This is a genomic window from Lacihabitans lacunae, from assembly GCF_042649125.1.
Classification (GTDB): Bacteria; Bacteroidota; Bacteroidia; order Cytophagales; family Spirosomataceae; genus Leadbetterella; species Leadbetterella lacunae.
Genome location: NZ_JBHRYQ010000001.1, coordinates 1,138,559 through 1,153,879 on the forward strand (window position 1 = coordinate 1,138,559; position 15,321 = coordinate 1,153,879).

The 15,321-nt window shown below is 35.9% G+C and carries 10 protein-coding genes; 3 read left to right on the forward strand and 7 right to left on the reverse strand.

What is annotated here, in order from left to right; all coding sequences use genetic code 11:
- Positions 1-40 precede the first annotated feature (40 nt).
- From ACFOOI_RS04845 to ACFOOI_RS04855, 3 genes are all read right to left on the reverse strand, one after another.
- Entirely contained in the window at positions 41-2,404 is a 2,364-nt protein-coding gene (locus ACFOOI_RS04845) for a TonB-dependent receptor (RefSeq protein WP_379835668.1), read from the reverse strand.
- 89 nt (positions 2,405-2,493) lie between these two features.
- Entirely contained in the window at positions 2,494-5,484 is a 2,991-nt protein-coding gene (locus tag ACFOOI_RS04850; RefSeq protein ID WP_379835670.1) for a glycosyltransferase family 117 protein, read from the reverse strand.
- 113 nt (positions 5,485-5,597) lie between these two features.
- Entirely contained in the window at positions 5,598-6,227 is a 630-nt protein-coding gene (locus tag ACFOOI_RS04855) for a deoxynucleoside kinase (RefSeq protein ID WP_379835672.1), read from the reverse strand.
- A gap of 180 nt (positions 6,228-6,407) precedes the next feature.
- On the opposite strand from ACFOOI_RS04855, the gene trhO reads away from it, so the two are divergent.
- The 3 genes from trhO to ACFOOI_RS04870 are packed head-to-tail and all read left to right on the forward strand — an operon-like array spanning position 6,408 to position 9,799.
- Positions 6,408-7,394 carry an oxygen-dependent tRNA uridine(34) hydroxylase TrhO gene (gene trhO / locus ACFOOI_RS04860; protein WP_379835674.1) on the forward strand — a complete coding sequence of 329 codons (987 nt, stop codon included), beginning with the start codon at positions 6,408-6,410 and terminating at the stop codon, positions 7,392-7,394.
- A gap of 29 nt (positions 7,395-7,423) precedes the next feature.
- Positions 7,424-8,197, forward strand: a complete 774-nt coding sequence (gene surE, locus ACFOOI_RS04865; RefSeq protein ID WP_379835676.1) for a 5'/3'-nucleotidase SurE — start codon at positions 7,424-7,426, stop codon at positions 8,195-8,197.
- A gap of 45 nt (positions 8,198-8,242) precedes the next feature.
- Positions 8,243-9,799, forward strand: a complete 1,557-nt coding sequence (locus ACFOOI_RS04870; protein WP_379835678.1) for a GH3 family domain-containing protein — start codon at positions 8,243-8,245, stop codon at positions 9,797-9,799.
- On the opposite strand, the gene ACFOOI_RS04875 is transcribed toward ACFOOI_RS04870, so the two are convergent.
- The 4 genes from ACFOOI_RS04875 to ACFOOI_RS04890 are packed head-to-tail and all read right to left on the reverse strand — an operon-like array spanning position 9,796 to position 15,279.
- Positions 9,796-10,347, reverse strand: coding sequence for an NUDIX domain-containing protein (locus tag ACFOOI_RS04875; protein WP_379835680.1), 552 nt, complete (start codon positions 10,345-10,347; stop codon positions 9,796-9,798). The two genes, ACFOOI_RS04870 and ACFOOI_RS04875, sit on opposite strands and share 4 nt — an antisense overlap.
- Before the next feature lie 53 nt (positions 10,348-10,400).
- Positions 10,401-12,719, reverse strand: coding sequence for a family 65 glycosyl hydrolase domain-containing protein (locus tag ACFOOI_RS04880; RefSeq protein WP_379835682.1), 2,319 nt, complete (start codon positions 12,717-12,719; stop codon positions 10,401-10,403).
- Between the two features lie 32 nt (positions 12,720-12,751).
- The gene (pgmB, locus tag ACFOOI_RS04885; RefSeq protein WP_379835684.1) at positions 12,752-13,399 is read right to left on the reverse strand and encodes a beta-phosphoglucomutase; all 648 of its coding nucleotides are present in this window, start codon (positions 13,397-13,399) and stop codon (positions 12,752-12,754) included.
- Complete coding sequence (locus ACFOOI_RS04890; protein ID WP_379835686.1) at positions 13,396-15,279, reverse strand: glycoside hydrolase family 13 protein; 1,884 nt, start codon at positions 15,277-15,279, stop codon at positions 13,396-13,398. Before ACFOOI_RS04890 ends, pgmB begins: the two co-directional genes overlap by 4 nt.
- Positions 15,280-15,321 lie beyond the last annotated feature (42 nt).

Genomic DNA, 15,321 nt, shown 5'->3' on the forward strand with positions numbered 1-15,321 from the left:
CTAAATGCAACAACGTTGCAAATATAAAACAAATTCTGATTTAAAAGAAAAATTGTGTCCTTAAAATGACGTTTCGACCGATTTCGTCGGCATAATACCTAAATCTATTTAAATAGTCTCGATATGCGGTATTAAGTACGTTTTTACATTCTAAGCCAAGGTTTAGCGACTTCCCTTTTTTAAACAAAAACGTTTTTTGAGAACTAATATTGAAAGTATGGTAGGCCAATGGAGTTGGTGCATAATCTCCACCGATTAGCGTAATATCTGAGGTTTGGCCTTCTAAGCTAAATACTGATTTGTCTGGCGTCCTGTTTTGCCGTGCTACATATTGCCATTCAAATTTTATTTCATCAAAAAATAGTTTCTTGTTGGCAATTAGCATTGCGTTGGTGGTTCTATTGGCAGGTATAAAAATCAAAGGTTGTTTAAAAACTAAATCATTTGCTCTAAGTAGAGAAACTTGGCTATTAAGCGTAATAAACCTGTTAAAATGTAACGATTGGCTATAATCTACTCCTGAAAACAGAGCGTTTGTCTGGGTATATCTAAACTCAGGAAATGCACCTCGAACACTCAAAACACTTAGTCCTGTAGGAGCTGCGTAGATATAATTATTAATTCTATTTAAGTAAAATTGTAAGTCAACATCTATCATTTTATGATTAAAAGCTAAACCCAAACTATTGTTTAGAGCTTTTTCTATCGTCAAGTTTTCGTCACCGACTTCATAACTAGCTGCACCGTGGTGCACTCCGTCGCTGTATAGTTCGTTTACTGTTGGTGGTTTCCAAGCCGTGGCTATATTGTATGTTATTTTAGTGGATTTGCTCAGTGTTTTTTCAAAACCTAAAGAGCCTGAAAAGTTAAAGTTTTCTTTAACGTTGTTTTTTATTTCATTCGGACTTAAAAGCCTGTAAACTGAAAGTTTTCGATAGTCTATTCTAACACCAAACTCAAAGTCTCCCCAAGAATTTAAAAGTCTTTCAACCAAAAATACCCCATTTGTGAAATTTGAAAAATTAGGGATAAGAACTTTAGAGCGTATGGGATTGAGGATAGTTCCTGTGGCTATATTTTGTTGAACAAGTCCATTAGAGCCAACATAGCCCGTTATTCTATCGAAAATAGGCAAGTGATTATAAAGCAACTCGTAGGTTTCTGAGTGAATCTTAAATACTTGGGAGGTGTTTCTATCCCCACGCAAAACATCTACTTCAGACCTGAAATTGTATTGATAACCCAACTTGGCTTCAAGTGAAGAATTGTTTTTTAGCCTTAATTTCCCTTTGTAAGAAGTCAAATTATGTTGAATATCTTGGTAAGGCCGGCCAATTTCGTAGGTAAATGCTTCCGGAGTATAAATACTCAATGGGCGTTCTGCTTCAATGGCTTTTTTAAGATCGGTGGTATTGCCAATATGAGAACCTGAAAAAATCCCAATTTTAGAGTTTACTTGTGAAAACAAAATTTTATGTTCTATTCTGTTGAGAATTACCGCCATTTCTAAAGAAAAATTAAATTCCTGAAAACCGGTATTGGCTAAATTATAGTTAGGTGTAGACAAGTTTCCTGCCTTTTTACCGGTCATTTGGGCTCTCCAACCAATTTTATTGCCTAAACCACCTTCTACAATTGCCGAAAGGGCAACATTGCGACCATTAGTCATAATGGTTTGATTTATTTCAGTTGAAATACTGTCTTTGGGAGCCAAAGGATTACTTTCTACCATTATGACACCGCCTATTGCATCTGAGCCATACCTAACGCCTTTGGCACCTTTTATTACACTTACTTTTTTGGCCATAAATGGGTCAATCTCAGGAGCATGCTCGTTTCCCCATTGTTGCCCTTCGTGTCTAACGCCGTTGTTCAAAATCAAAATCCTATTGGAATGTAAACCATGAATAACAGGCTTAGAAATAGTAGCTCCGTTTTGGAGCATCGTGAGTCCATTTATTTGACTAAGGCTAGATGCCAAAGATTCGCCTGACTTACTAAATATCGCTTTATCAGATAGTTCTTCTTTCTTGTCGCCTATGCTCTCTATTTTTTTAGCTGTAACATTTACTTCTTTGAGGTGCAATTGATTTTCATTTAAAGAAAAATCATGTTCTGTTTCATGCGTAAGGTCAATATCTATGATTTGTTCAGAATAACCCAATATCGTAACCTTCATTTTAAACTTACCCTCACACAATCCGGTGATTTTATAATTTCCATTTTCATCAGAAAAAATAGCCTTATTTTGTTCTGGTATCAATATTAATGCACCCGGAATCCCTTCTTTAGAAGTATTGTCTTTGATTATTCCTTTCACGAAACATCCACAATTCGTTTTTTGAGCGAATGCGATATTTTGAAAAATAGAAAAAACGATGAGAAGTATTATTTTAGTTTTCAATTTGTTTCCTTTTTGCAACATTATTGCAAAAGTAAAAAAAAAGCCCCTTTAAAAAATTTTAAAGGGGCTTTTTGCGAAAATTTAACGACTTATCTTAGTTGAGCCATATGGTCTTCATAAATCTTCTTATATTTTTCGGCCAAAGGTTTGTCATGTTGCTCAGCAGCTGTGTATAACAACTGAATAAGCCTCATGTCAGACTGAATGATATTTTCTATGTTTCTATCACCCCACTGCTTATCACCTTGAACTTTATTTTTCTTTATAAAATACTTCAATTCTTCATCTGCTCTGTTTACTATCACTTCCGAAATCGCCTTGGCTTTTTCTTTATTTCCTATTTCATAATAGAAAATCGGATAGTTAGCAACCAATTGATCAAATGGTATCGACTTGTCAGGCATTAGTGCCAAAGATTTGTCCAAAATAGCTTCTGCTTCTTCTTTTTTACCTTCTCTAACTAACTGATCAGCTAAACGAATAAACGCAAAACGAGCTGTTATAATAGGTACTTTAAGGTAAGTTTCGCTATCATAGTAGATATTTGCATTATCTAAACCGGTCCAAGACATTTTATTCAACAATCTGTCTTTCATTAAGTCCGTATTAGCAAAACCATCTCTTGCTCCTTCTACTTTAAACGGCATCAATCTGTACGCATAGCCTTCTAATTGGCAGTATTCTTTGAGGTTCATATATGAACTTGGAGACAACGTGCCAGAGAAATAAATTGGTCTCTTCCAGTCATTTTGTGCAATTATATCTAAAACCAAAAGGTCATTTTTCAAGATATCACGCTCTCCAAAATTCCACTCAAATCTATTTTTTATTAATGGCTTATATTGCTCGGGAATGTAAGACATTTTGCTTACTGCCTCAGCATCCATATCCAAATAGAAGTTAGCTGAAGGTAAGACATTAATCATATCACCCGAACTCACTTGCATCTGAATAGCAGGATCATTTTTTCTAACCAAATTCAAGTACTCTTTTAAGTTAATACCTGCCTGTACTTGAGGATTTGGATTTTTAACAAAAGGAATTTGATCGTTTATCCCTTTGTTATAAGAATTCATATCAAATGAAATCGGCAAAGGACTAGACTCGTAGGTTTTACGTTTCATTTGGTCGATATACCATTCGGTACCCAACAAGCTCAAATTACATACTCTTACGTCAGTTCTGAACCCTTCCACTTCTTGAACATACCAAAGTGGGAAGGTATCGTTATCTCCACCAGTAAATAATATGGCGTCTTTATCGCAAGAGTTAAGCAAGTTTTTGGCAAAGTCCATTTGGTGAACTCTTTCTGATCTGTCATGACCCGCCCAAGCTTGTTTGGCCATTATTATGGGAACTATTAAACCTAAAGCGGTAGCCAATGCAGAATTTACGGTATTGTTTTTAATAAACTTAAACACATAGTCTGTCAGAGCCATAACACCCAAACCAACCCACATGGCAAAGAAATAAAAGGATCCCACATAAATGTAGTCTCTTTCACGCGGTTCTATTGGAGGAGAGTTAAGGTAAATCACCAAACCTAAACCCGTGAAGAAAAACAGCAAGAACATTACAAATGCATCTCTTTCGCTTTTCATGTATAGATAAAACAAACCTAAGATTCCTAAAATAATAGGCAAACCATAGTAGTTTGTTCTTCCTTTGTTTGAAGCGTATAATTGCGGCAGGTCAGAAGTTTTTTCGAAAATATTAGTGGCCTTTGCCCCTTCTATATCTGAGGCTCTTCCCCAGAAATTCCAGATGAAATACCTCCAATACATATGCCCAAACTGATGTGAAAACATAAACGAAAGGTTATCGCCTAAACTAGGTCTTTGGCCTTCAGCAATATTAAGTTTGCTTCTGTAAAGCGAAATATGATTCGGATCTTGCGACCAAACCCTTGGTAACAACATTTTGCCGGCATTGTCCCACACATACTCAGGGCTGTAATCGTATATTTCGTAGCTATTTGGACCTATTTTATAGTTAGGCTCTCCTTTATTTATCGCAGTAAGCTGAGCGGTATAAATCGGACCATAAAGCAACGGTCTACTTCCGTACTGCTCTCTTTTAAGATAGTAAGTAAAGTTCATTACATTACTCGGGTTGTTCTCGTTAATCGGTGGATTGTAGTTAGAACGAATCAACGCGATTGTGTATGTAGAATAACCAATAAGAACGAAAGCAAACGATAATAAAACCGTGTTTAAAACTTCTTTCTGATGTTTTTGAGAATAATAAATACCATAAACCAATGCACCGATAAGTAAAATTACAAAGAATATCATACCTGATGAGAATGGCAATCCAAATGTATTTACGAACAGTTTATCAAAACCAAAACCAAGCGTAGGAAGTCCAGTAATAAGGCCCACCATGATAATTCCCAATACCACTAAGCCTCCCAAAAAGGCAATAAAGCCACCTTTGAAAGTAATATTTTTTGATTTTTTGAAATAATATAAAAGTGCCAAAGCTGGTAAAGCTACCAAGTTTAATAAATGGACCCCTATAGAAAGACCTACTAAGTATGCTATGAAAATCAACCATTTATTTTGAGCTGCTCCGTCTTCGATGACTTCCCATCTGAACGCCGCCCAAACTACTATTGCAGTAAAAAACGATGACATACCATAAACCTCAGCTTCGACTGCCGAAAACCAGAATGAATCTGAAAAAGTATATACCAAAGAACCCACCATAGCAGCTCCCAAAATTTTAATGGTATCCGCTAATTCAAGGTTTTCATCTTTAACTTTTACTATTTTTCTGGCTACCAAAGTGATGGTCCAAAACATAAATAGAATGGTAAAAGCACTTGCAAGTACTGAAACCATATTGACCATTAAAGCCACTTTGGTAACATCAGAACCTGCAAAAAGAGAGGCTATTCTACCAATAAGTAAGAAAAATGGTGCACCTGATGGGTGAGGTACTTCAAGTTTGTATGCACAAGCAATAAACTCGCCACAGTCCCAGAAACTTGCCGTAGGTTCTACTGTGAGCGTGTAGGTCACCAAAGCAATTAAGAAAGCGAGCCAGCCTCCAATGTTGTTTAAACTTTTAAATTTCATAAATTTTTATTAATCAGTTATATATGTGTTTATTGTTTGGGATAATTTTTAAATTCTACGTCAAAATAACAAAATTCGATTCAAAGCATTGTAATTTAAAATTATAAATAAAGTTAAATCTTCAATTGCTTCCCTATGTTTACCTGCTTTTCAAGGGTATTTCTTATAAAATCAAAGTCTTCGGGGTTTTTAACGAAGTCAATATCGTTGACATCAATCTCAATGAACTTACCGTGGTTATATTGATTTTTAAAGTCTTCATAAAGACCATTAAGGCTCACCAAATACTGCGGATCTATATTTTGCTCAAAGCCTCTATTTCTAAGTTTTATTTGCTTAACCAGTTTATTTACATCCGCTTTTAAATATATCATTAGGTCTGGCGGCGAAATAGCTTTCATGATAGTATTGAACAAACTATGATAGGTATTAAAGTCTATTTCATTCATTTTTCCACTCTCATACAAGTTTTTTGCGAATATATACGCATCTTCATAGATAGTACGATCTTGGATAATAGTGAGCTCTTGCTGCTCCTGAATTTTGAGAACTTGCTCAAATCTGCTGTTAAGAAAATAAATTTGGAGGTGAAACGACCATTGCTCCATATCGTCATAAAAAGGAGCCAAATAAGGGTTACCATCTACTGCTTCGTAAAATACCTCCCAACCATAGTAAGCGGCTAGTTTTTCGGCTAAAGTGGTTTTCCCTGCTCCTATGTTGCCCGTGATGGCGATGTGCATGCTTGTTTTTTTTTATTTAATTGGGCAAAAATAGTAGATATTGAAGCAAAAAACACAATTTTATTTAGCAGGTTTCGTAATTTTGCACGAAAGTTATAAAGTAGGCTTTAAATCGAATCTAAAAAAAGCAATGAACTTAATCCTTAATAGGTTTTGTTTTCAAAAATACTTCTTACAAAAATGAACGCATACTCAGTACTCTTATATTACATCTATAGCCCAATTGATAATGTCCTAGAATACAGAGACATCCATCACGAATATTGTGTTAAAAACAATCTGTTAGGAAGAATAATTATCTCTCCAGAAGGTCTAAATGGAACCGTTTCGGGAACGGTAGAAGCATGTGAAAATTACATGAAATGGGTAAAATCTGACCCTAGATTTCAATCGATAGACTTTAAAGTAGAAACCTATGACAAAGTAGCATTTAATAAACTTTATGTTAAAATAAAGAAAGAAATCGTGCATTCGGAGTTACCAGTAGACCCTTTGGTAAAAACAGGTAAGCATCTTGAGCCGCAACAGCTGAAAGAGATGCTCAATGACCCAAATGTAGTTTTGGTAGACATGCGGTCAAATTATGAACATGCGGTTGGCAAGTTTAAAGGTGCTGTTACCTTTGATATGGAAAACCTGAGAGATTTACCCAAACACGTATCTGAAATAGCCCATTTAAAAGATAAAACTATAGTAACCTACTGCACAGGTGGGATCAAATGCGAAAAAGCAAGTGCGTATTTATTAGATCAAGGTTTTACCGATGTGTATCAATTACATGGCGGTATCATCAAATACGGACTTGAAGTAGGTGGCGAAAATTTTGACGGGAAATGCTACGTTTTTGATGGAAGAGTTACTACTGATGTAAATAAAGTTAACCCAGAAGTGATTTCAAAATGCCATATTTGCGAAACCCCTTCTGACAGAATGGTAAACTGCTCAAATCCCGTTTGTAATGCACACTTGGCTATTTGTGAGGCATGTGGCACCGAATATGAAGGAGCATGCTCCACAGCATGTAAAGTGCACCCAAAAAAGCGTCCTTATGATGGAACGGGTGCTTATTCTAAACCCAAAGACGGATATAGACCTGACTTAGCTTTTAAAACCCGATTAAATACTAAAAAACTTGAGATTGTTGAAAATCTCGGACTTTGTGAATAACACTAAAAACTATTACTTAAATATAAATAATGAGCAAACCACTTATAGTAGTAACAAACGATGACGGTATAACTTCGAAAGGCATACGGGTTTTAATAGAAGAAATGGAAAAAATCGGGGAAGTATTTGTTGTAGCTCCTGATAGTCCAAACTCAGGAATGGGGCATGCCATAACCGTAGACTCTACCATTCATATTAAAAAATCGCCTATTTTTGGTGATATCCAATCTTACGAATGCTCAGGCACGCCCGCTGATTGTGTAAAATTAGCAAAACATGAACTATTAAAAGGAAAAACCATAGACCTTGTGGTAAGTGGCATTAACCATGGAAACAATGCATCGATCTCTGTAATATACTCTGGTACAATGTCAGCAGCCATAGAAGGTGCCATAGAAGGCATCCCTGCAGTAGGGTTTTCATTAAATGATTTTAGATACGATGCTGATTTTGAACACACAAGACCGTTTATTCAAAAAATAGTTAAAGAGGTGTTAGCTAAGGGTTTACCTAAACATGTGGCACTGAACGTTAATTTTCCAGCGGTTTCTGATAAACCTTTGGCTGGGATAAAAGTAACACGCCAAACTAATGGCTACTGGAAAGAAGAATTTGATTCGAGAAAAGACCCCCACGGAAGGCCGTATTTTTGGATGGGAGGAGCATTTGTAAATCGAGAGCCCGAATCTATGGATAACGATATAGCTCAGTTAGATCAAAACTTTGTAACTGTGGTACCTTGTAAATATGATTTAACTGACTATGAGGCATTAGAAACAATTATGAAGTGGGATTTAAACTAATTGTAAGGCATACATACGTTCTTATTTTCTAAATAATTAATAGATATGGCAGTACTTAGTAATGTTCTCAAAGGTAGTGTGAAAATTACCAGTAGAATTAAGAAATTAAATATAACAAAACCCCAAAATCAGCAAAAAAGAGTTCTAATAAAACTGTTGACTAAAGCTAGGTCTACCAAGTTTGGTGAAGCCTATGGTTTTGATGATATTTTGAATCAATTACTTTTTGAAAAGGGCAACAATCGTTTTTCGGCATTTAAAGAAAATGTACCAATTTTCGATTATAATTCCTTATATGAGCAATGGTGGCAAAGATGCCACAAAGGCGAAGAAAACATCTGCTGGCCCGGTAAAATCAAGTATTTTGCTTTAAGTTCTGGAACATCAGGAAGTCCTTCGAAGCATATTCCGGTTTCTAAGGAAATGATAAAAGCTATAAACCGAGCAGGAGTAAATCAAATAATAGCATTGGGCAATTATGACAATTTACCAGAAAACTTGTTTGACAAAAGCTACTTAATGCTCGGCGGCAGTACACAACTTGCCGAATCCGAAGGCAGATTTGAGGGCGACCTAAGTGGAATAACCACAGGAAACATACCTTTTTGGTTTGAAAACTTCTTTAAACCAGGCAGAGAAATAGCTCAGGTTAAAGATTGGGAACAAAAACTTCAAGAAATCACAAATAATGCTCCAAATTGGGATATTGGCTTTTTGGCTGGTGTACCTGCTTGGATTCAAATATTGTGCGAACGCGTTATTGAGAAATATAACTTGAAGAATATTCACGAAATATGGCCAAACTTATCAGTTTATGGCTGGGGAGGAGTTTCTTTTGAACCCTATAAAAACGGTTTTGAAAAATTGATGGGAAAACCCATGATTTACATAGAAACATATTTGGCTTCTGAAGGTTTTATTGCGTATCAGGCAAGACCTAATGCAAACCTTCAATTAATTCTAAACAATGGAATTTTCTTTGAATTTGTACCTTTTAACGAAGATAATTTTGATGAAAACGGAGATATTAAGCAAGACGCCCAAACCCTATTAATAACTGAAGTAGAACCTGATGTAGATTATGCCCTATTAATATCGACTTGCTCGGGTGCTTGGAGGTACCTTATTGGAGATACCGTTAAGTTTACAGATGTGGCTAAATGTGAGATCAAAATTACGGGTAGAACCAAACAATTCCTTAGCCTTTGTGGCGAGCACATTTCGGTAGATAACCTTAATAATGCTGTAGATGCAGCGTCTAAGCATTTTAATATTACGATTAAAGAGTTTACTGTGACGGGAATCCCACATTCGCCGCTTTTTGCACATCAATGGTACATCGGCACTGATGATGAGATTGACGAAAACGAACTAGGAAGGTTTATCGATAAAAAACTCCATGAACTAAACGACGATTATGCCGTGGAGCGTAGACATGCACTAAAAAACGTATTCTGCAAAGTATTGCCTACTGCTTCATTTTTAGACTATATGAAATCTAAAGGAAAAGTAGGTGGGCAAAACAAGTTTCCTCGTGTGTTAAAAGGTGCTCGCCAAGCAGAATGGGAAAGTTATATTTTTGAAAAAACTCTTTTAGTTTAAAAGAGTTTTTTCAATACCCCTACTTTTAGCAAACCTGCTACAGATATTGAGTCCGTTATTTTGTTTTCCATCACCATTTTTATGGCGTCTTTGATGTGTACTTTCTTTACTTGAAGGTCTTCAGTTTCTTCGGGTTTAGCTTCTGTAAATTCTAAGTCTTCGGCCAAAAAGATAAACCCTACCTCATTACAAACAGAATTAGAAGTATGAATCTTCGAAATCATCGTCCATTTTTTTGCCAAAATGCCCGCCTCTTCTTGTAATTCTCTTTTGGCAGCAACCAAAACATCCTCTGTAAACGGACAACCACCCTCTGGTATTTCCCACGAATATTCATCTAATGGAAATCTGTGCTGACCAATTAACCAGGTAAAACCATCCTTATCGAGCGGAATAATGCCCGTTGCAATGTTTTTAAAGTTAACTTGACCATAAATCCCTTCTCCTCCAGATGGATTAATCACATCGTGGTGCTCAACTTTTATCCATGGGTTTTCGTAAGCAACTTCTGTTTTAACCTTTATCCAATTCTTTTTATTTGAACTCATTTTCTATATAAATACAAAAAAATGACCTCAATAAATGAGGCCATTTCTATTTATTAATAATTTTGATAACTGCTATATGCTTTTACACTTACCATAGAATCGTAAAGCTTAATTTCGGTATCTTTGTCGCTCAAGTTTTCAAGTGAAACCCCACTTTTATTTACTTTTACTTCTAATAAAACACCGTTTATACCTATTCTAAATGCTAGTCCCTCCCAATTTGCAGGCAATTTCGGGTTTAAATGAAGTTGAGTATCTTCTACTCGCATTCCACCAAAACCCTTCACTACAGACATCCAAGTTCCTGCCATAGAAGTAATGTGTAACCCATCTTCAGTGTCGTTATTATAATCGTCGAGATCAAGTCTGGCCGTACGCACATACATTTCGTATGCCTTCTCGATTTTATCTAATTTGCAAGCCAAAATAGTATGCACACATGGCGAAAGCGATGATTCATGAACGGTCATTGGCTCATAAAAATCAAAGTTTCTTCTGTGGGCGTCGAGATCAAAGTCATTTTCGAAAAAGTAAAAACCTTGCAAAACATCCGCTTGCTTTATAAAACACGAACGTAATATTCTATCCCACGACCATTTTTGGTTGATAGGTCTATGTTCGGTAATCTGATCAACAGAAAGCAACTCTTTGTCTAAAAAACCATCTTGCTGTAAATAAACGCCTCTTTCTGAATCATACGGAAAGTACATTTTTTCAATAATATCGTTCCATAGCTTTGTTTCTTCCTCAAAATCAAAACTTAATTTGTTCGAAATTTCGGCAAATCTACTTGCGTTTTCTTTACAATATTGGATAGACTCTAACGTATATTTTAACGTCCAAACCGCCAAATAGTTGGTATAAAAATTATTATTTACATTGTTTTCGTACTCGTTTGGACCTGTTACGCCAAGCATCACATACTTATTCAAGTTTGCTGACCAATTTACCCTTTGTGCCCAGAACCTCGAAATAGAAATCAATACATCCAGCCCAAACTCATTTAGGTAGTTTTTATCTCCAGTGTAGTTTATATAATCAAAGATTGCATAGGCTATTGCACCGTTTCGGTGAATTTCTTCAAACGTAATTTCCCACTCATTATGGCATTCTTCACCATTCATGGTTACCATCGGATATAAAGCTGCACCGTTGCTAAATCCGAGCTTTTGAGCATTTTCTATGGCTTTTTGCAAATGATTATGTCTGTATACCAACAGATTGCGAGAAACTTCTGGCTCAGCTACTGACAAGTAAAAAGGCAAGCAATAGGCTTCTGTATCCCAATAGGTTACACCCCCATACTTTTCTCCTGTAAATCCTTTAGGTCCAATATTTAGTCTAGCATCTTTGCCCGTATAGGTTTGCTGCAAGTGAAATATGTTGAATCTAATACCTTGCTGAGCAGCTTTGTCACCTTCTATTTTTATGTCATTTCTGTTCCATTTTTCGGCCCAAACTTCTTTATGAAGGGTAAGCATCTTTTCAAAACCAATTTCAGAAATGTTTTTAATATAATTTTTAGCCTCTTTGGTTAATAGTGAGGTGGCGTAGTTTTCAGAAGAAATATTTACTGCATATTTGATTAAGGTAAGGGTTTCTCCCAAAATCACATGCGATTTGATTTCAGCACCGATAAACTTCTCTGCTTTTAGAGGCAAAGCTGTTACTTCTTCAGGTAGCCCATTTTTTATAACTTCATACTTCATACCCGTACAAACCTGAAAAGTAGGCACGCTCTCCCAAGTAGATTTTTTAGTTTCCATGGTCAAATATGCCTCGCCAAAAGTACTTTCTTTGGCTAATTCGTTCCAAAACACTTCTCCGTGGTTTGCATCTTTGTTTTTCACGTCGCCATCCAAAGCCGGCTTTATGCATATTTCACCCGAAAAGTTAACCGGTGTAATCGTCATTTTAAGTGCCCCAGACTCGTCATGAGCCATGCTACAAAACCTTAGTGAAGTTACTTTTACAATATTTCCAGATGGAAACTCCACCTCGCATTCGCGGCTAAGTGTACCTTCTTTCATATTAAGTACTCTTCTGAAGTTCAAAATTTTGACCTTCGCCAAATCGAACTCCTCTCCTTCCACATTAATTTCTACACTTGTCCAATCACAGGCATTTATTACTTTGGCAAAATAGTCCGGATAGCCGTTTTTCCACCAACCCACTCGTGTTTTGTCAGGAAACCATACGCCTGCTACGTAGTTACCTTGCAAGCTTTTACCTGAATAGTTCTCTTCAAAATTACCACGCTGACCCATACGGCCGTTTCCAAGGCTCATTAAGCTTTCGGTAATTTCGTTATGTTCGCTATGAAATTTGTCTTCTATAACGCACCATTCGTCGTGCACTAAATAATCTTTCATTGATTTTGTATTTATAAAAAAAGGATAAAGTATTACAATTTGGCTATCAATTCTTTGGGGTCAATCCCCACTAAGTTTTCAAAAATAATATCGGCATTTGGCAAAGCATCTGATTTACCAATTCCAACTGCTTTCATATTGGCTGCGTGAGCAGCTTCTATTCCTGCAAATGCATCTTCAAAAACCAAGCAAGTTTCTGGCTCAACATTTAAGGCTGTAGCACCATTTAAAAACACCTCCGGGTGTGGTTTGCTTTTAGAAACCTTATTTCCATCTACTATTGCATCAAAAAAGTGCATCAAATTTATTTTCTCTAAAATAATTCCAGCGTTTTTACTTGCCGAACCCAAGGCTATTTTAATACCTGCATTTCTTGTATTTTCTAAAAAATCTAAAACCCCAGGCAGGATGTCTTTCTCGGTCATTTGATTCACAAACTCCAAATACCAAACATTCTTTAGAGCCGCTAGCTCATTCTTTTTCTCATCGCTGAGTTCAACTCCTCCTTTCTCAAGAATTCTGTTTAATGAATCTACCCTACTTATGCCTTTTAAAGTTTCATTAAATTCATGGTCTATATCAAACCCAAGGGTTTGGCTCAACTTTCTCCAAGCTTGAAAGTGATATACTGCAGTGTCTACAATGACACCATCTAAGTCAAATAAAAATGCGTTTATCATTTTTTTAGGTTAATTATAAATGTTTCTTTGGTTCTTATTTTTAGTTCTTTGGCTTCTTTAAATTCTATATTTTTAACGATTTCTGTACCAGACAGGCTATTACCAATAATTTCGCTAAATCTATCCAAATTAATCGTTTTGTCAACTTTCGAGGTATTTGCAGCCACCATAACCACTTCTTTATCCGATATTCTGAAATATACATAAACACCTTCATCAAATGGTAAAAACTGTACAAGCTTTCCAAATTTTATAGCTTCTGAGTTTTTTCTAAAATTAGCTACTTTTTTAACGAAATTAAAGGCTTCATTCTCTTTTTCTGTTCTGCCTGCGGCAACAAACTTGTTTACTGAATCTCCTTCAAAACCACCTGGAAAGTCTTTTCTGACCTCAGCATCAGTCGGGTTTTTAAAGTTTTTCATCAAAAACTCAGTTCCGTAATACAACTGAGGAATACCTCTTGTCGTCAAAAGCCAAGCCAAACCCATTTTATAATTATCAAAATCTTCGCCAATTACAGAATAATACCGGTCCATATCATGATTATCCAAAAACGTCACCAACTTACTTGCGTCTTCGTATAAATAATCCTGACCAAGTACCTGATATAGTTTTTGAACACCTTCATTCCAACCATAACTTTCATTTAAAGCGGCGTTCATTGCAAATTCTAACTGAAAATCTACAGTGCCGGGCTGATTACACTTAAAAGGAACCTCAAGCTTGTTTCTTGTAAAATAAGCTTGATTTGGCACAGAATTAACCCACGATTCTCCAAAAATATGAATGTTTGGATATTCATCTAAAATGGCTTGATTACAACGATTCATAAACTCCAAATCGTTATATATATAAGTATCTATTCGCCAAGCATCCAATTTAAAATACTCGGTAAGCCAAAGTGCATTTTGGATTAAATAATTGGCCACGTATTCGTTTTGCTGGTTTAAGTCTGGCAAAAATGGCACAAACCATCCGTTTTGAACCATCTTATAATCGTATGCTGAAGCATGAGGATCAAGTAAAGGCTGGTCTTTATACGAAGTATTGGTGTAGGAGTCCCATTGATTTAACCACGATTTCATAGGTAAATCTTTTAAAATCCAATGATTAACCCCAACATGATTATATACTGCGTCGTGAATGATTTTTAAATTATTCTTATGCGACTCTTCTACTAAATCTAGGTATGCTTTATTGCCACCTAAACGTTTGTCTACTTCATAGTGGTTTGTGATTCCATAACCGTGGTACGCACTTCTCATTTGACCTCCCTCATCCGTTAGTGGCTGGTTATTTTCTAAAACCGGATTAAGCCAAAGAGCTGTAACTCCTAATTCTTTGAAATAATCTAAATGATTCTGAATGCCTTTTAAATCGCCACCGTGTCTTTGCCATGGGTTTTTCCTATCCGAATTTGGGTCCGCCATATCATCAAACTTATCATTTGAAGGGTCTCCATTCGCAAACCTGTCTGGCATTAGCAAGTATATAAAATCACTCGAATTTACCCCAGCGGTTTGATATCCTGATTTTTCTTTGATTTCAAAAGGTTGCTCAAAGGCCCCTTTGTCATTAGAAAATATTAGATTTATGTTTCCTGGCTTAGTTTTAGAACTAATAGTGAGGTCTAAAAATAGGTAATTGGGGTTTTCAACTTTGTTAATTTTTGAAAGCTTTACTCCTTTGTATTTTTTTAGTCTAACATCAGATTTAGAAATATTAGGACCGTAGACTAACAATTGGAGTTTACCACCATTCATGCCAATGTACCAGTGACTTGGCTCAAGTCTTTGGATTTCAATGTTTTGACAAAAAGCAAATGAGCTTAAGCTAAGGTATACAAACAGTACACCCAAAATACGTAAAGGAAGTTTCATTAGGTTTAAAGTATTTATTGATACAAAATAAAGCATTAAGAG

Coding starts and splice junctions, on each gene's coding strand:
- trhO (WP_379835674.1), top strand. CDS start 6,408: ATGAACGCATACTCAGTACTCTTATATTACATCTATAGCCCAATTGAT.
- ACFOOI_RS04850 (WP_379835670.1), bottom strand. CDS start 5,484: ATGAAATTTAAAAGTTTAAACAACATTGGAGGCTGGCTCGCTTTCTTA.
- ACFOOI_RS04855 (WP_379835672.1), bottom strand. CDS start 6,227: ATGCACATCGCCATCACGGGCAACATAGGAGCAGGGAAAACCACTTTA.
- ACFOOI_RS04870 (WP_379835678.1), top strand. CDS start 8,243: ATGGCAGTACTTAGTAATGTTCTCAAAGGTAGTGTGAAAATTACCAGT.
- ACFOOI_RS04880 (WP_379835682.1), bottom strand. CDS start 12,719: ATGAAAGATTATTTAGTGCACGACGAATGGTGCGTTATAGAAGACAAA.
- ACFOOI_RS04875 (WP_379835680.1), bottom strand. CDS start 10,347: ATGAGTTCAAATAAAAAGAATTGGATAAAGGTTAAAACAGAAGTTGCT.
- pgmB (WP_379835684.1), bottom strand. CDS start 13,399: ATGATAAACGCATTTTTATTTGACTTAGATGGTGTCATTGTAGACACT.
- surE (WP_379835676.1), top strand. CDS start 7,424: ATGAGCAAACCACTTATAGTAGTAACAAACGATGACGGTATAACTTCG.
- ACFOOI_RS04890 (WP_379835686.1), bottom strand. CDS start 15,279: ATGAAACTTCCTTTACGTATTTTGGGTGTACTGTTTGTATACCTTAGC.